General features: G+C 60.8%; 11 protein-coding genes. 7 read left to right on the top strand and 4 right to left on the bottom strand.

Annotated elements, in window-relative coordinates; genetic code table 11:
* The first annotated feature begins 82 nt into the window (after window positions 1-82).
* The 3 genes from J3P73_RS09705 to rpmG all read left to right on the top strand — a co-directional run bounded on the left by J3P73_RS09705 (window position 83) and on the right by rpmG (window position 2,239).
* Window positions 83-535 (top strand): DUF983 domain-containing protein, encoded by a 453-nt coding sequence (locus J3P73_RS09705; protein WP_024321100.1) that lies wholly within the window; start codon window positions 83-85, stop codon window positions 533-535.
* Window positions 536-794: 259 nt separating this feature from the next.
* Window positions 795-1,979, top strand: coding sequence for an MFS transporter (locus tag J3P73_RS09700; protein WP_018069489.1), 1,185 nt, complete (start codon window positions 795-797; stop codon window positions 1,977-1,979).
* Between the two features lie 92 nt (window positions 1,980-2,071).
* Window positions 2,072-2,239 (top strand): 50S ribosomal protein L33, encoded by a 168-nt coding sequence (gene rpmG / locus J3P73_RS09695; RefSeq protein ID WP_003547442.1) that lies wholly within the window; start codon window positions 2,072-2,074, stop codon window positions 2,237-2,239.
* 745 nt (window positions 2,240-2,984) lie between these two features.
* On the opposite strand, the gene J3P73_RS09690 is transcribed toward rpmG, so the two are convergent.
* Entirely contained in the window at window positions 2,985-4,358 is a 1,374-nt protein-coding gene (locus J3P73_RS09690) for a PleD family two-component system response regulator (protein WP_018069488.1), read from the bottom strand.
* Between the two features lie 18 nt (window positions 4,359-4,376).
* Entirely contained in the window at window positions 4,377-4,748 is a 372-nt protein-coding gene (locus J3P73_RS09685; RefSeq protein ID WP_003547430.1) for a response regulator, read from the bottom strand.
* A gap of 132 nt (window positions 4,749-4,880) precedes the next feature.
* On the opposite strand from J3P73_RS09685, the gene J3P73_RS09680 reads away from it, so the two are divergent.
* Together J3P73_RS09680 and J3P73_RS09675 are read left to right on the top strand one after the other, a co-directional pair.
* Window positions 4,881-5,189, top strand: coding sequence for a DUF3572 domain-containing protein (locus tag J3P73_RS09680; protein ID WP_018494103.1), 309 nt, complete (start codon window positions 4,881-4,883; stop codon window positions 5,187-5,189).
* Window positions 5,190-5,191: 2 nt separating this feature from the next.
* Entirely contained in the window at window positions 5,192-5,869 is a 678-nt protein-coding gene (locus tag J3P73_RS09675; RefSeq protein ID WP_018069486.1) for a hypothetical protein, read from the top strand.
* On the opposite strand, the gene J3P73_RS09670 is transcribed toward J3P73_RS09675, so the two are convergent.
* Window positions 5,844-6,431, bottom strand: coding sequence for a GNAT family N-acetyltransferase (locus J3P73_RS09670; protein WP_130655190.1), 588 nt, complete (start codon window positions 6,429-6,431; stop codon window positions 5,844-5,846). The two genes, J3P73_RS09675 and J3P73_RS09670, sit on opposite strands and share 26 nt — an antisense overlap.
* A gap of 76 nt (window positions 6,432-6,507) precedes the next feature.
* Between J3P73_RS09670 and J3P73_RS09665 the strand changes: the two genes are divergently transcribed.
* Together J3P73_RS09665 and J3P73_RS09660 are read left to right on the top strand one after the other, a co-directional pair.
* Window positions 6,508-7,800 (top strand): DNA polymerase IV, encoded by a 1,293-nt coding sequence (locus J3P73_RS09665; protein ID WP_207580001.1) that lies wholly within the window; start codon window positions 6,508-6,510, stop codon window positions 7,798-7,800.
* 92 nt (window positions 7,801-7,892) lie between these two features.
* The gene (locus J3P73_RS09660; protein ID WP_018069483.1) at window positions 7,893-9,149 is read left to right on the top strand and encodes a L,D-transpeptidase family protein; all 1,257 of its coding nucleotides are present in this window, start codon (window positions 7,893-7,895) and stop codon (window positions 9,147-9,149) included.
* Window positions 9,150-9,272: 123 nt separating this feature from the next.
* Here the strand turns inward: J3P73_RS09660 and dnaE are convergent, their stop codons facing one another.
* Window positions 9,273-12,767, bottom strand: coding sequence for a DNA polymerase III subunit alpha (dnaE, locus tag J3P73_RS09655; protein WP_130691020.1), 3,495 nt, complete (start codon window positions 12,765-12,767; stop codon window positions 9,273-9,275).
* Window positions 12,768-12,864 lie beyond the last annotated feature (97 nt).

Below are 12,864 nucleotides of genomic sequence, written 5' to 3'. Positions count from 1 at the left end.
TGTTTTTACGCATGTCGTTACCGCGAAACCGCTGCACAGTTTCGCGATAACGACATGTTTTAGATCCGAAGAGGAACATGCGATGAGCACACCGACCGATCCGGTTGCCCGCTACGGGGATACGCCCGAGGTCGAGCGTCCGCTTGGGCGCTCCATCATGCGCGGGCTGATGAACCGCTGCCCGGCCTGCGGCAGCGGTAAGCTCTTTCGCGCCTTCCTGAAGCCGGTCGATCATTGCGCGGCCTGCGGCGAGGCGATGCATCACCAACGCGCGGACGATCTGCCGCCCTATATCGTCATCCTCGTCCTCGGCCACGTCGTGGTCGGCGGCTATATGCTGACCGACATGACCTTCGTGCTGCCGGTTTGGGTCCATCTTGCCATCTGGGCGCCAATCACCATCATCACAGCGCTTGCCTCGATCCAGCCGATCAAGGGCGGAGTCATCGGCCTGCAATGGGCGCTGCGCATGCACGGCTTCGGTGGAGAGAGCGATGGCCCGGACGATTATGACATCCCCAGCCGGCCGGATTAACGCCTTCACCTTCCAGACATATTTAACGTGTAGTGCCAGCGTTCCACCGACCACCACCCACCCGAACGCGGCAGCCGACGATCCTCAACGACTTGACATGGTAAGCTTTTCTTGTCTGAACAGGCTTTACATTCCGTAGGTGGTCACTCACATCGGAAATACTGCGAAACGCTGCCCGTCACCTGGATTTGGCACGCCTGTGTCTTTCTGTGTGAGGTGACCGGCCGTTTCGCTCGCTTAGCTTTCTAAGGATGGATAAATGTCTCAGCCGAGAACCGGCACACCGGGCGATGTCGAAGAAATCCATTGGCCTTCTCTGGTGGCAGCCATCTCGTCCATATCAGCCGTTGGCATAGCAATTGGCCTCGGTCTGCCCCTCCTCAGCATCATCCTCGAAAAACGCGGCATCTCCTCCACCCTGATCGGGCTCAACACGGCGATGGCCGGGGTCGCGGCGATGGCGGCCGCACCTGTTACCACCAAGCTTGCCCATAAATACGGTGTTGCGCCGACAATGCTCTGGGCCGTGCTGATTTCGGCGCTGAGCGCGCTCGGTTTCTATTACGCCCAGGATTTCTGGATGTGGTTCCCGCTGCGTTTCGCCTTCCATGGCGCGACGACGACGCTGTTCATCCTCTCCGAATTCTGGATCAATGCGGCTTCGCCGCCTTCCAAGCGCGGTTTCGTGCTCGGCATCTATGCGACGGTGCTTTCCCTTGGCTTCGCGGCCGGACCCCTGCTCTTTTCGGTCCTCGGCAGCGACGGCATCTTCCCCTTCCTGATCGGCGCCGCCGCCATCCTGCTTGCGGCCATCCCGATCTTCATCGCCCGCGACGAGAGCCCGGTGCTCGAGGAAAAACCGGAGCTGCATTTCATGCGCTACGTTTTCCTGGTGCCGACGGCGACGGCGGCGGTCTTCATCTTCGGCGCGGTCGAAGCGGGCGGGCTGTCGCTTTTCCCGATCTTTGCCGTGCGCGCCCATTTCACCGAATCGCAGGCAGCACTTCTGCTCACCATGATGGGCGTCGGCAACGTCATCTTTCAGATCCCGCTCGGCCTGCTTTCCGACCGCATCGCCGACAAGCGGCCGCTTCTGGCCGGCATGGCGCTGATGGGCTTCATCGGCTCGATGATGTTACCGCTGTTGCTCAACAACTGGCTGCTAATGGCCGGGCTCCTGCTTTTCTGGGGCGGCTGCGTCTCAGGTCTCTATACGGTCGGCCTCAGCCATCTCGGCTCGCGGCTGACGGGCTCCGATCTTGCAGCGGCCAATGCTGCCTTCGTTTTCTGTTATGCGATGGGAACGGTGGCCGGGCCGCAGGCGATCGGCGCGGCGATCGATGTCGCTGGAAATAACGGTTTTGCCTGGGCGATTGCCGCTTTCTTCGGTCTTTACGCCCTACTTTCCGGCATCAGACTGATGTTCATTCGAAAACGGGCTTGACTTTTCGGGCGGGATTCGTAGTTTCGCGCCAGGATTTGCCGTGGAGCCCATCCGGCTTCCACGGCTTTCATTTTCTTAAAGGCAGGACGACCATGGCCAAGGCTACAACAATCAAGATCAAGCTGCTGTCGACAGCCGACACCGGTTTCTTCTACGTCACCACGAAGAACAGCCGTACGATGACGGACAAGATGACGAAGACGAAGTACGACCCGGTTGCAAAGAAGCATGTCGAGTTCAAGGAAACCAAGATCAAGTAATCACTTGGCCTGACGGATTTCACAAAAGCGCGCGCCTTCGGTGCGCGTTTTTCATTGCCGGTTTGTGGTCTTTGAAAAATGATAGCGCAAACAGACAAAACGCCGCCCTTCCATCTTCGGGAAGTGGCGGCGTTTTCTTGAAAGGGGGTCGGCCAGCATGCAAAACGGCACGAGGAACCGCTATAACTTGCCTACTAGCCGACCGACCCCACGACCCAGGAGATGCGGCGGACCTGAGCATCATGGGGTATCGACAACTCCTCAACGGGAGCGCTTCTCTTATGAGCCGATAATTTGCGCAAAAATGAAAGAAAATCAACAAATTCTTAATGATGAATTTTCTTATCTTGATTCTATGGTTAAAAGTCCAGATTTGGGACATACAAAGATTGATCGGCTCTGCTTGAGCTTGAAGCGTAGCGCTTCACCCCTCGAAGAAATTCGACAATATAACTTAACAACTTACGCCTGCCCTCCCCTTACGTGAGGTGACGTCGCCGCAATCTATTTGACCCGGTTGGCGGCAGGCATTTTTTATAGTCTTCGTTTCATTTTGAGCTACGGCCTGACGCTCTCAAGACTATCTAGCGCCAACACATCCGCAGCAACGCGGCGAGTCCATTTTTGGGCTATTGAATTCCAAATTTTTTGCCCCGCGTTGCACAGGCGAAGATTAAAAATCGGTAACAATTCGCTTACCGCAGTGGAAAACCCGCAAATGGCGCGTATGGCCGCAAGTGATTCGTCACGCCGCCGCGGCGACCACACGGTTGCGGCCGGTATTCTTGGCCTCGTAAAGAGCCAGATCCGCCTGCTTCATCAGCTGGTCCGGGGTCAGCACCGATGCAATACGCGAGGCGATGCCGAAGGAAGCAGTGACATTTAGCGCTTCACCGGAGTGTTTCAGCATAAAGGGAGCGCTTTCGATCGCCGCGCGCAGGCGCTCGGCGACAGTAGCGGCAATTTCCGGCGAGGTGTCGGGCATCACGACGACGAATTCCTCCCCACCATAGCGGCAGGCAAGATCGGCACCGCGGATGGTCGAACGGACGCGATTTGCGAATTCCCGCAGCACCTCGTCGCCGCCGTCATGGCCGTAGGTGTCGTTCACTTGCTTGAAGCGGTCGATATCGGTGATCAGCACCGAAAGCGGCCTGCCCCGCGCCATCGAACGGTTGAAGAGCACGTTCAGGTGATTGTCGAGATAGCGCCGGTTATAAAGGCCGGTCAGCGGATCGGTCACGGCAAGCTCGATCGTCTGCTTGACGCTGGCGCGCAGGCGGTCGTTGTAGCGCTTGCGGCGGATCTGCGTCAGGCTGCGGGCAACCAGTTCGTTGGGATCGACCGGGCGGATGATGTAGTCGTTGACGCCGAGATCGAGCGCGCGCACGACCATCTCGTCAGCGCCCTGCTCTGTGATGATCAGAATCGGCAGGAAACGGGTGCGCTCCAGCGAGCGCAGCTGCGAACAGAGGCGAAGCGGATCGTAATCGTCGAAGTTGGCGTTGACGATGACGAGATCAAACGCGCTTTCGGCCGCCTCGAACAGGGCGGCCTGCGGATCGGAGAGGGCAAGGACGTCGGCGACGGGCTTCAGCGCCTTGATGATGCGCTCCTGCGAATTGGCGCGGCCGTCGACGAGCAGGACCTGAGCGGTCTCGTCGGCGCGACCCTCCCCTGCCCGCGTGAGGTCGTCGATGCCCATCGTATGGGCGGTGTCGGCGCGGATGCGCAGCTCATCGCTCAACGTCTTCAGCCGTAGCAGGCTCTTCACCCGGGAAATCAGCTGCAGATCGTTGACCGGCTTGGTGAGAAAATCGTCAGCGCCAGCCTTCAGGCCGCGTACGCGATCGGTCGGCTGGTCGAGCGCGGTGACCATGACGACTGGAATATGGGCGGTCTTCTGGCTGGCCTTCAGCCGCTCGCAGACCTCGAAACCGTCTATGCCAGGCATCATGATGTCGAGCAGAATGAGATCGACCTGGTTGCGCTCGCAGATCGCCAGTGCCGTGTAGCCGTCTGCTGCGGTCATCACGTCGAAATACTCCGCAAGCAGCCGCGCTTCGAGCAGCTTCACGTTGGCCGGAATATCGTCAACCACCAGTATTCGCGCAGTCATAAGCGTCTTTCCGATGCGTCAGGCATCGCCCAGATAGGTCTTGATCGTCTCGATGAATTTCGGAACCGAGATCGGCTTTGAAACATAGGCCTCGCAGCCGCCTTGGCGGATCCGCTCCTCGTCCCCCTTCATCGCGAAAGCCGTCACGGCGATGACGGGAATCACGTGCAGCTCGTCGTCCTCCTTCAGCCATTTCGTAACTTCGAGGCCGGAGACCTCGGGAAGCTGAATATCCATCAGGATGAGGTCGGGGCGATGCTTGCGCGCCAGATCGAGCGCCTCCATGCCGTTTCTGGTCTGGATCGTCGTATAGCCGGACGCCTCGATGAGGTCGCGAAAGAGCTTCATGTTGAGCTCGTTATCTTCTACAATCATCACCTGTTTGGGCATGACAAGCTGTCCCTACGTCCGTTCGCGCAGCGGTTCGTCCCATGACAAAGGCACATGCGGACAAAAGCTGCGTGAAACCGATAGTGCACGCTACCGGTATTTGGTTGAAGAAAAGGTAACTTACCCAGCGAAATGCAAAGCAACTTCAAGACTTCGAAACAACAGGCTGCCGACCCGCACGAGACGGCGATCGCCGTGCTCGGCTGGCTTGCCGGTGATCCCGAAATGTTCGGCCGCTTTCTTGCCCTGACGGGTGTAGCGCCTGGCCAGGTGCGCAACGCCGTCAACGATCCGGGATTCCTCGCCGGCCTGATGGATTTCCTGATGAACCATGAACCGACGGCGATGGCCTTCTGCGCGGCGAGCGGGATCAGCCCAGAGACGGTGACGGCGGCCTGGCAACATTTCTCGTCGCCGGGCCTCGATTCCGGAGAATACTGACCGTGGCCTCCGCTCCAGAACTCGACATCTCGCATATCCGCCTCGGCGAACGGCCGTTGATCGTCTGTGACGTCGACGACGTCGTGCTGCAGTTCATCGGTCCCTTCCAGCTTTTCCTTCAGAGCCAGGGCCACGCGTTTCTGCCGCGATCGTTCCGGCTTCACGGCAACATCGTCTCGCAAGCGGACGGCGTGGAGATCGAGGATCAAGAGGTCAGCCGGCTGATCGAGGAATTCTTCGAGGCCCAAGAGCTGTGGCAGACGCCGCTCGACCGCGTCGTCGAAACGCTCGACCGGCTTTCGGAAGAGGCCGATATCCTTTTCCTGACGGCCATGCAGCCACGGTTCCAGGACCAGCGCCGTCGCCTTCTCGACAGGATGGGCCTGCTTTTTCCGCTGCTTGCCACCGAGCAACCCAAGGGGCCGATCGTTCACGCATTGCATGCCAGCCGCTCCCTTCCCGTCGTCTTCATCGATGATATGGCGCGCAATCTGCATTCCGTTAGGGATCACGTCACCGATTGCCTGCTGATTCACCTGATGCCGAACTCGCCCGTCCATCGTTTCGCACCGGCGGCCGCTGACGACATCACGCGCGCCACCGACTGGACGCATGCGGCCGCCCTCATCGAGGCGCATTTTGTTTCCGGCACTGTCACGCGCGCAGCTCCAGCCGCATGAGCGGACGGCCATCCTTACGCCGTGCTACAGTCTCGAAACCGGCGGCATCGAAGACTGCCGTCGAGCCGATGCAGAGCGTCACGGATTTCGACTGCTTCACATGATCGATCGGACAGGCTTCGAGCAGCCGCGCTCCCTGGCGCCGCGCGTAGTCGATCGCGCCGGCGAGCAGACGGTGGGCCATTCCCTTGCCACGCAGTTTGGGCAGCAGGAAGAAGCAACTGACGGCCCAGATGGATGGATCATGCGCATCGCCCTCATCCAGCGGCCGCGAGACGGTGCGCGGCGAATTGAACTGCGGCACGTCGTGGCGCGGCCCGACCTGCACCCAGGCGACCGGCACGCCGTCGGCATAACAGAGGATGCCAGGCGGCGGACCCGCCTCGATCCGCTCCCGCATATGCGCCTTGCGTTCGTCGGCCGCCATCTTCGTCCGTATCGCATGCGGCAGGCGCAATGCGACGCACCAGCAGTTATAGAAGGCACCCTGCGGCCCGAACACGATTTCGAAGTCGTCCCAGCGTTCTGGCGTTACCGGCTCGAAACGAAGATCGTTATCCAAAGGCAAAGCTCCCGGCCTCTCTTGAGACTCGGAAGCTTAAGGCGTAATGTCCGATCGTTCAATCTTTGTTCTCATCATGACGCCCGCGCCTGACAAGACACCCGGCTTCTGTCGCGACTGCCTTGCCGAGCAGAAGGGCGAGGCGCGCCGGTGCGTTTCCTGCGGCAGTCCCCGCCTCGTGCGCCATCGCGAACTCTATGCATTGACGCTGGCGCATATCGATTGCGACGCCTTCTACGCAGCGGTGGAGAAACGCGACAATCCTGATCTTGCCGACAAGCCTGTCATCATCGGCGGCGGCAAACGCGGTGTGGTTTCCACTGCCTGCTATATCGCCCGTATCCACGGCGTGCGTTCGGCCATGCCGATGTTCAAGGCGCTGGAGGCATGCCCTCAAGCGATCGTCATCCGCCCCGACATGGAGAAATATGTCCGGGTCGGGCGGCAGGTGCGCGCAATGATGCAGGATCTGACGCCGCTGGTGCAGCCGCTATCGATCGACGAGGCCTTCCTGGAGCTCGGCGGCACCGAGAGGCTGCATCACGATCCGCCGGCGCGCACGCTCGCCAAATTCGCCCGTCGCATCGAAAGGGAGATCGGCATCACCGTTTCGGTCGGGCTTTCCTATTGCAAATTTCTCGCCAAGGTCGCCTCCGATCTGCAGAAGCCGCGCGGCTTTTCGGTCATCGGCCGCGAGGAAGCGGTCGAGTTCCTGGCGCCGCGTCCCGTCACCACGATCTGGGGCGTCGGCAAGGCCTTTGCGGCGACGCTGGACGCGGACGGCATCCGCACCATCGGCCAGCTGCAGCAGATGGAGGAAAACGATCTGATGCGCCGCTACGGCAGTATCGGGCAGCGGCTCGCCCGGCTGTCGCGCGGCGTCGACGACCGCGAGGTGCATCTCAACGATGCGGCCAAGAGCGTATCGGCCGAGACGACCTTCTTCGAAGACATATCGCGCTACGACGATCTGGTGCCGATCCTGCGCAACCTTTCCGAAAAGGTGTCCTGGCGGCTAAAGAAAAACGGCATTGCCGGCCATACCGTCGTCCTGAAGATGAAGACCGCCGATTTCAAATCGCGCACCCGCAACCGCAAGCTCGAAGACCCGACCCAGCTTGCCGACAAGATCTTCCGCACCGGGCTCGAGCTTCTCGAAAAAGAGACAGACGGTACGAAGTTCCGCCTGATCGGCATCGGCGTCACCGATCTCGGCGATGCCGCCCGCGCCGATCCGCCCGATCTGATCGACCGGCAATCGGGCCGGCGGGCGGCAGCCGAAGCGGCGATGGACAAGCTGCGTGACAAGTTCGGCAAGAAAACGGTCGAGACCGGCTACACCTTCGGCAGCGGCAAGCGCGATCACTAACGCGTGAGGGCAGCCGGCGATCCAGCCTATAAAATCTTCCTTAAACTTCGTCTCATAATGTGCCGGGCAAGTATTGCGTATGGTTGGGTCTCATGTTCTCGCGTCTCGTCTTCGGCCTCGGCTTGCTGTCGGCCACCGCACTCGTGCACCCCGCTCTTGCCGCGGATGCGCGCACGCTGCAGATCATCGTCTCCAAGGACAAGCAGTCGCTTGTGGTCTATGACGGCACCGAGGTCGTCGCGACCTCGAAGGTCTCGACCGGCAAGGACGGCCACACGACGCCGAGCGGCATCTTCTCGGTGCTGGAAAAGCAGAAATACCACGAATCCAACCTCTATTCGGCGGCGCCGATGCCGTTCATGCAAAGGCTGACCTGGTCCGGCATCGCGCTGCACGAATCCAATTCGGTCCCGCGTTATCCGGCCTCACATGGCTGCGTGCGCATGCCGGGCGCTTTCGCAAAAATGCTTTATGGGATGACCGATCCCGGTGTCCCCGTCATTATCAGCGACGGTGAACTGGTGCCGCAGCCGATCGATCATCCGACCCTTTTCCATCCGGATGCACCGGCGGCGATGCCGCTGCTTTCGGATGTCGAACTGCGGCCCTCTATGCCCGACAGCCCCGAAAAGCCGGTGCAGGTGGCGATGAACGATACCGCTGCCATGCCGATGCCGGTAGCGCAGCCGATTGCAGCGCCCGAACCCGAGCCGCCGTCCGAGCCGATCAGCATGCTGATTACGCGCCGGACGCTGCGCGAGACGGTGATCGACATCCAGACCCTGCTCAACCAGCTCGGTTTTCCCGCCGGCAATCCGGACGGCTTGCTCGGTTCGTCGACCGTACAGGCGATAAAGGCTTTCAAGACGCTACGGCCGGCGGAATTTGCCGGCGACAGGAGCCTGGTCTCCGACACGCTCCTCAGAGAAGTCTATGCCGCGGCTGGCAAGGGCGAGCCGCCGAACGGCGTCATCATGGTGCGGCAGGCCTTCAAACCGATCTTCGAAGCGCCGGTGACGATCGCCGATCCGGGACTGGCGCTCGGCACACATTTCTTCACGCTGCATGCGGTCGATGAAAAGGCCGGCACCGCCGACTGGCTCGGCATCACGCTTGAGAACAATCTCTCCCGCGAGACGATGAAGCGGCTTGGCATCACCAATCAGGAAAGCTCGATCATTACAGGCAAGCCGATCGCCCGTTCGCTCAACAGGATTGCCATCCCCGACGAGACCCGCCACAAGATTGACGCCCTCATCGCGCCCGGCTCGACGCTGACGATCTCCGATACCGGCCTCGGCCGGGAGACCGGCGAAGGCACGGATTTCATCACGATCACCCGCGGGTGATGGCCATCACGCTAATGCGTGTCGCCCAAAAGTGCGCAGCGGTTTTGGGATAACGAAATGCATAAAACAAAGACTTAAAGCGCGGCGCATGAATCCTGATTGACGCGACGCGCTTTAGGCTGATCAGACAAGCTCGACGTCGATGACGCCGGGGGCGGCGCGAAGGGCGGCGGCGATCTCCGGTGTGATGCGGTATTTCTCCGGCAGTGCTACTTCCACCTCGCGTTTGCCCTCCTCCTTGATGACGATGAAGGAAACGAGGCCATCGCCCTTGGCGTTCAAATGGCCGGCAACCATTCTCAGCGGTCCGGAATCGCGAACATAGACGCGCAGCGCCTTCTGCATCTGCAGCGACTTTTCCTCCAGCGACTGGATCGTCTGGATGCGCAGGCCGATGCCCTCCGGCCGCTCCTCGCCCGTCGCGGTCAGCACGAAGGATTTGCCTGACTCCAACACGTCGCGATACTGGTTGAGCATCTCCGAAAAGAGCACCGCTTCGAACTGGCCCGAAGAATCGGAGAAGACGATGATGCCCATCTTGTTGCCGGTGCGAGTCTTGCGCTCCTGCTTCGAGATGACGGTACCGGCAAGGCGCGCATTGGCCGCGCCCTGCTTGATGGCGGCGGAAAACTCGGCAAAGGTCTGCACCCGCATCTTCTGCAGGATATTGTTGTAGGAATCGAGCGGGTGGGCTGTGAGATAAAAGCCCAGCACCTGGAACTCCTTGAGCAGCCGCTCGGAGGGGAGCCAGGGCGAGAACGGCGGCAGGGAGATTTTCTCAGGCCCCGACGTCAACGTACTGCCGAAAATGTCCGACTGGCCGCTCAGTTTGTTCTCCTGGGCGCGCTGGGCATAACCGAGAATGCGGTCGAGGCCGGCTGCTAGCTGGGCGCGGTCCATGTCGAAACAATCGAAGGCGCCGGCATAGATCAGGCTTTCGAGCACGCGACGATTGACCTGACGCGGATCGATACGCAGGCAGAAATCCTCGATGCTGGCAAAGGGCTTGTCGCCACGCACCCCAACAATATGGTCGACGGCGGATTCGCCGACGCCCTTGAGAGCGGCGAGCGCGTAATAGATGCGGTTGTCGCCGGTCTCGAAATGGCAGAAGGAGGTCTGCACCGAGGGTGCGATCACCTCAATGCCGAGGCGCTTGGCATCCTGACGGAAATCATTGACCTTTTCCGTGTTGGACATGTCGAGCGTCATCGAGGCGGCGAGGAATTCGACCGGGTAATGCGCCTTCATGTAGGCGGTCTGGTAGGAGACGATGGCATAGGCGGCGGCATGCGACTTGTTGAAGCCGTAATTGGCGAACTTCGCCAGCAGCTCGAAGATATTGTCGGCCTGCGGCTTCGATACACCATTCTTGACGGCGCCTACGACGAAGCGTTCGCGCTGCTGGTCCATCTCGGCCTTGATCTTCTTGCCCATGGCGCGACGCAGAAGGTCGGCTTCGCCCAGCGAGTAGCCGGACAGCACCTGGGCGATCTGCATCACCTGTTCCTGATAGACGATGACACCCTGGGTTTCCTTGAGCAGGTGGTCGATCATCGGATGGATCGATTCCAGCTCTTCGTCGCCGTGCTTGCGAGCGTTGTAGGTCGGGATGTTCTCCATCGGGCCGGGACGATAGAGCGCCACCAGCGCGATGATGTCCTCGATGCAGTCCGGCTTCATGCCGATCAGCGCCTTGCGCATGCCGGCACTTTCCACCTGGAACACGCCGACCGTCTCGCCGCGCGACAGCATCTCGTAGGTCTTCTTGTCGTCGAGTGGAATGGCCGCGAGATCGACCTTGATACCAAGCTTGGCGACAAAATCGACCGCGACCTTCAACACGGTCAGCGTCTTCAGGCCGAGGAAGTCGAACTTGACGAGGCCCGCCTGCTCCACCCATTTCATGTTGAACTGGGTGACCGGCATGTCCGAGCGCGGATCGCGATACATCGGCACCAGCTTGGAAAGCGGCCGGTCGCCGATGACGATGCCGGCGGCATGGGTCGAGGCATGGCGGTAGAGCCCCTCGATCTTCTGGGCGATGTCGAGCAGGCGCGCGACAACAGGTTCTTTCGCCGCCTCCTCCTGCAGCTTCGGCTCCTCCTCGATCGCCTTGGACAGCGGCGTCGGATTGGCGGGGTTGTTCGGCACGAGTTTGCAGATCTTGTCGACCTGGCCGTAGGGCATTTCCAGCACACGGCCGACGTCGCGAAGGGCGGCACGCGCCTGCAGCGAACCGAAGGTGATGATCTGCGCCACCTGCTCGCGGCCATACTTGGCCTGGACATAGCGGATCACCTCTTCGCGGCGGTCCTGACAGAAGTCGATGTCGAAGTCGGGCATCGAGACGCGTTCCGGATTGAGGAAGCGCTCGAAGAGCAGCGAAAAACGTAAGGGATCGACGTCGGTGATCGTCAATGCATAGGCGACCAGCGAACCAGCGCCCGAACCGCGGCCGGGACCGACCGGAATGTCGTGCTGCTTGGCCCATTTGATGAAGTCGGCAACGATCAGGAAGTAGCCGGGGAAACGCATGCGCTCGATGACGCTGAGCTCGAAATCCAGCCGTTCGCGATAATCCTCTTCCTCGTAACCCGGCGACATGCCGAGCGTCGAAAGCCGCATGTCCAGCCCTTCGACCGCCTGGCGGCGCAGCTCGCTCGCCTCGGCGCGTTCGGCCTCCTCGGCATCGTCGGTCGCACCGGTGAAGCGTGGCAGGATCGGCTTTCGCGTCTTCAGCACGAAGGAGCAGCGCGTGGCGATCTCGATCGTATTTTCCAGCGCTTCCGGCAGGTCGGCGAAGAGCTTGACCATCTCGGCCCGGCTCTTCAGATAGTGATCCGGCGTCAGGCGAAAGCGGCTGTCGTCGGAGACGATGGCGTTGTGCGCGACCGCCATCAACGCATCATGAGCGTCGTAATCGTCGCGTGTCGGAAAGAAAGCCTCGTTGGTCGCAACCAGCGGCAGCTCGTGGGCACAGGCGAGCCCGATGATCTTCTGCTCGTGCCGCTTGTCGTAGGTGCCGTGCCGCTGCAGTTCGACATAGAGCCTGTCGCCGAAGAGACGTTTCAGCGTGAGCAGCCGGGCTTCCGCCTGAGCGGGATGGCCTTCCTTGATCGCCACGTCGACCGGCCCGGTCAAGGCGCCGCTCAATGCGATCAGCCCTTCCGTGCCCGCCTCCTCCAGCCAGGAGGCGCTGATATGAACGGCCTGGTTGCTCTCGCCGCCGAGATAGGCCCGGCTGACGAGATCGACCAGCCGTTCGTAACCGGCATCCGTCGCAGCGAGAAGAACGATCGCCGGCAGCTTGACCAGGGCCTGCTGACCGCCGCGCTTTTCGGTTTCCAGCCCGTCTTCCATGTCGATCGAGACCTGGCAGCCGATGATCGGCTGCAGGCCTTCCTCCATCGCCTTCTGGGAGAATTCGAGGGCGACGAACAGATTGTTGGTGTCGGTAATCGCAATCGCCGGCTGGCTGTCGCCGGTCGCCTTGTAGAGGATCTTCTTCAGCGGCAGCGCGCCCTCGAGAAGCGAATAGGCGGAATGGACCCTCAGGTGGATGAAACCCGGCGTGCCGGTCGCCTCACCCGTTGAACCCTTTGCCGTATCCGCCATGACATGCCTTCCCAATCACCCGAATGAATCGGACGCATTGTCGGCATAGAGGGCGATGATGTCCAGAAGAAGTCCCGCGTCCGGACCGCATGACTGC

The organism is Rhizobium ruizarguesonis (assembly GCF_017357285.1).
Taxonomy (GTDB): Bacteria; Pseudomonadota; Alphaproteobacteria; order Rhizobiales; family Rhizobiaceae; genus Rhizobium; species Rhizobium ruizarguesonis.
The sequence above is the reverse complement of the archived record's forward strand: the minus strand, read 5'-3'. Positions and strand labels throughout refer to the sequence as shown.

What these genes read in the sequence shown, in the direction of transcription:
- J3P73_RS09685 (WP_003547430.1), bottom strand. Translation starts at nt 4,748, where the DNA reads ATGCCCAAACAGGTGATGATTGTAGAAGATAACGAGCTCAACATGAAG.
- J3P73_RS09700 (WP_018069489.1), top strand. Translation starts at nt 795, where the DNA reads ATGTCTCAGCCGAGAACCGGCACACCGGGCGATGTCGAAGAAATCCAT.
- J3P73_RS09705 (WP_024321100.1), top strand. Translation starts at nt 83, where the DNA reads ATGAGCACACCGACCGATCCGGTTGCCCGCTACGGGGATACGCCCGAG.
- J3P73_RS09690 (WP_018069488.1), bottom strand. Translation starts at nt 4,358, where the DNA reads ATGACTGCGCGAATACTGGTGGTTGACGATATTCCGGCCAACGTGAAG.
- J3P73_RS09660 (WP_018069483.1), top strand. Translation starts at nt 7,893, where the DNA reads ATGTTCTCGCGTCTCGTCTTCGGCCTCGGCTTGCTGTCGGCCACCGCA.
- J3P73_RS09665 (WP_207580001.1), top strand. Translation starts at nt 6,508, where the DNA reads ATGACGCCCGCGCCTGACAAGACACCCGGCTTCTGTCGCGACTGCCTT.
- J3P73_RS09680 (WP_018494103.1), top strand. Translation starts at nt 4,881, where the DNA reads ATGCAAAGCAACTTCAAGACTTCGAAACAACAGGCTGCCGACCCGCAC.
- rpmG (WP_003547442.1), top strand. Translation starts at nt 2,072, where the DNA reads ATGGCCAAGGCTACAACAATCAAGATCAAGCTGCTGTCGACAGCCGAC.
- dnaE (WP_130691020.1), bottom strand. Translation starts at nt 12,767, where the DNA reads ATGGCGGATACGGCAAAGGGTTCAACGGGTGAGGCGACCGGCACGCCG.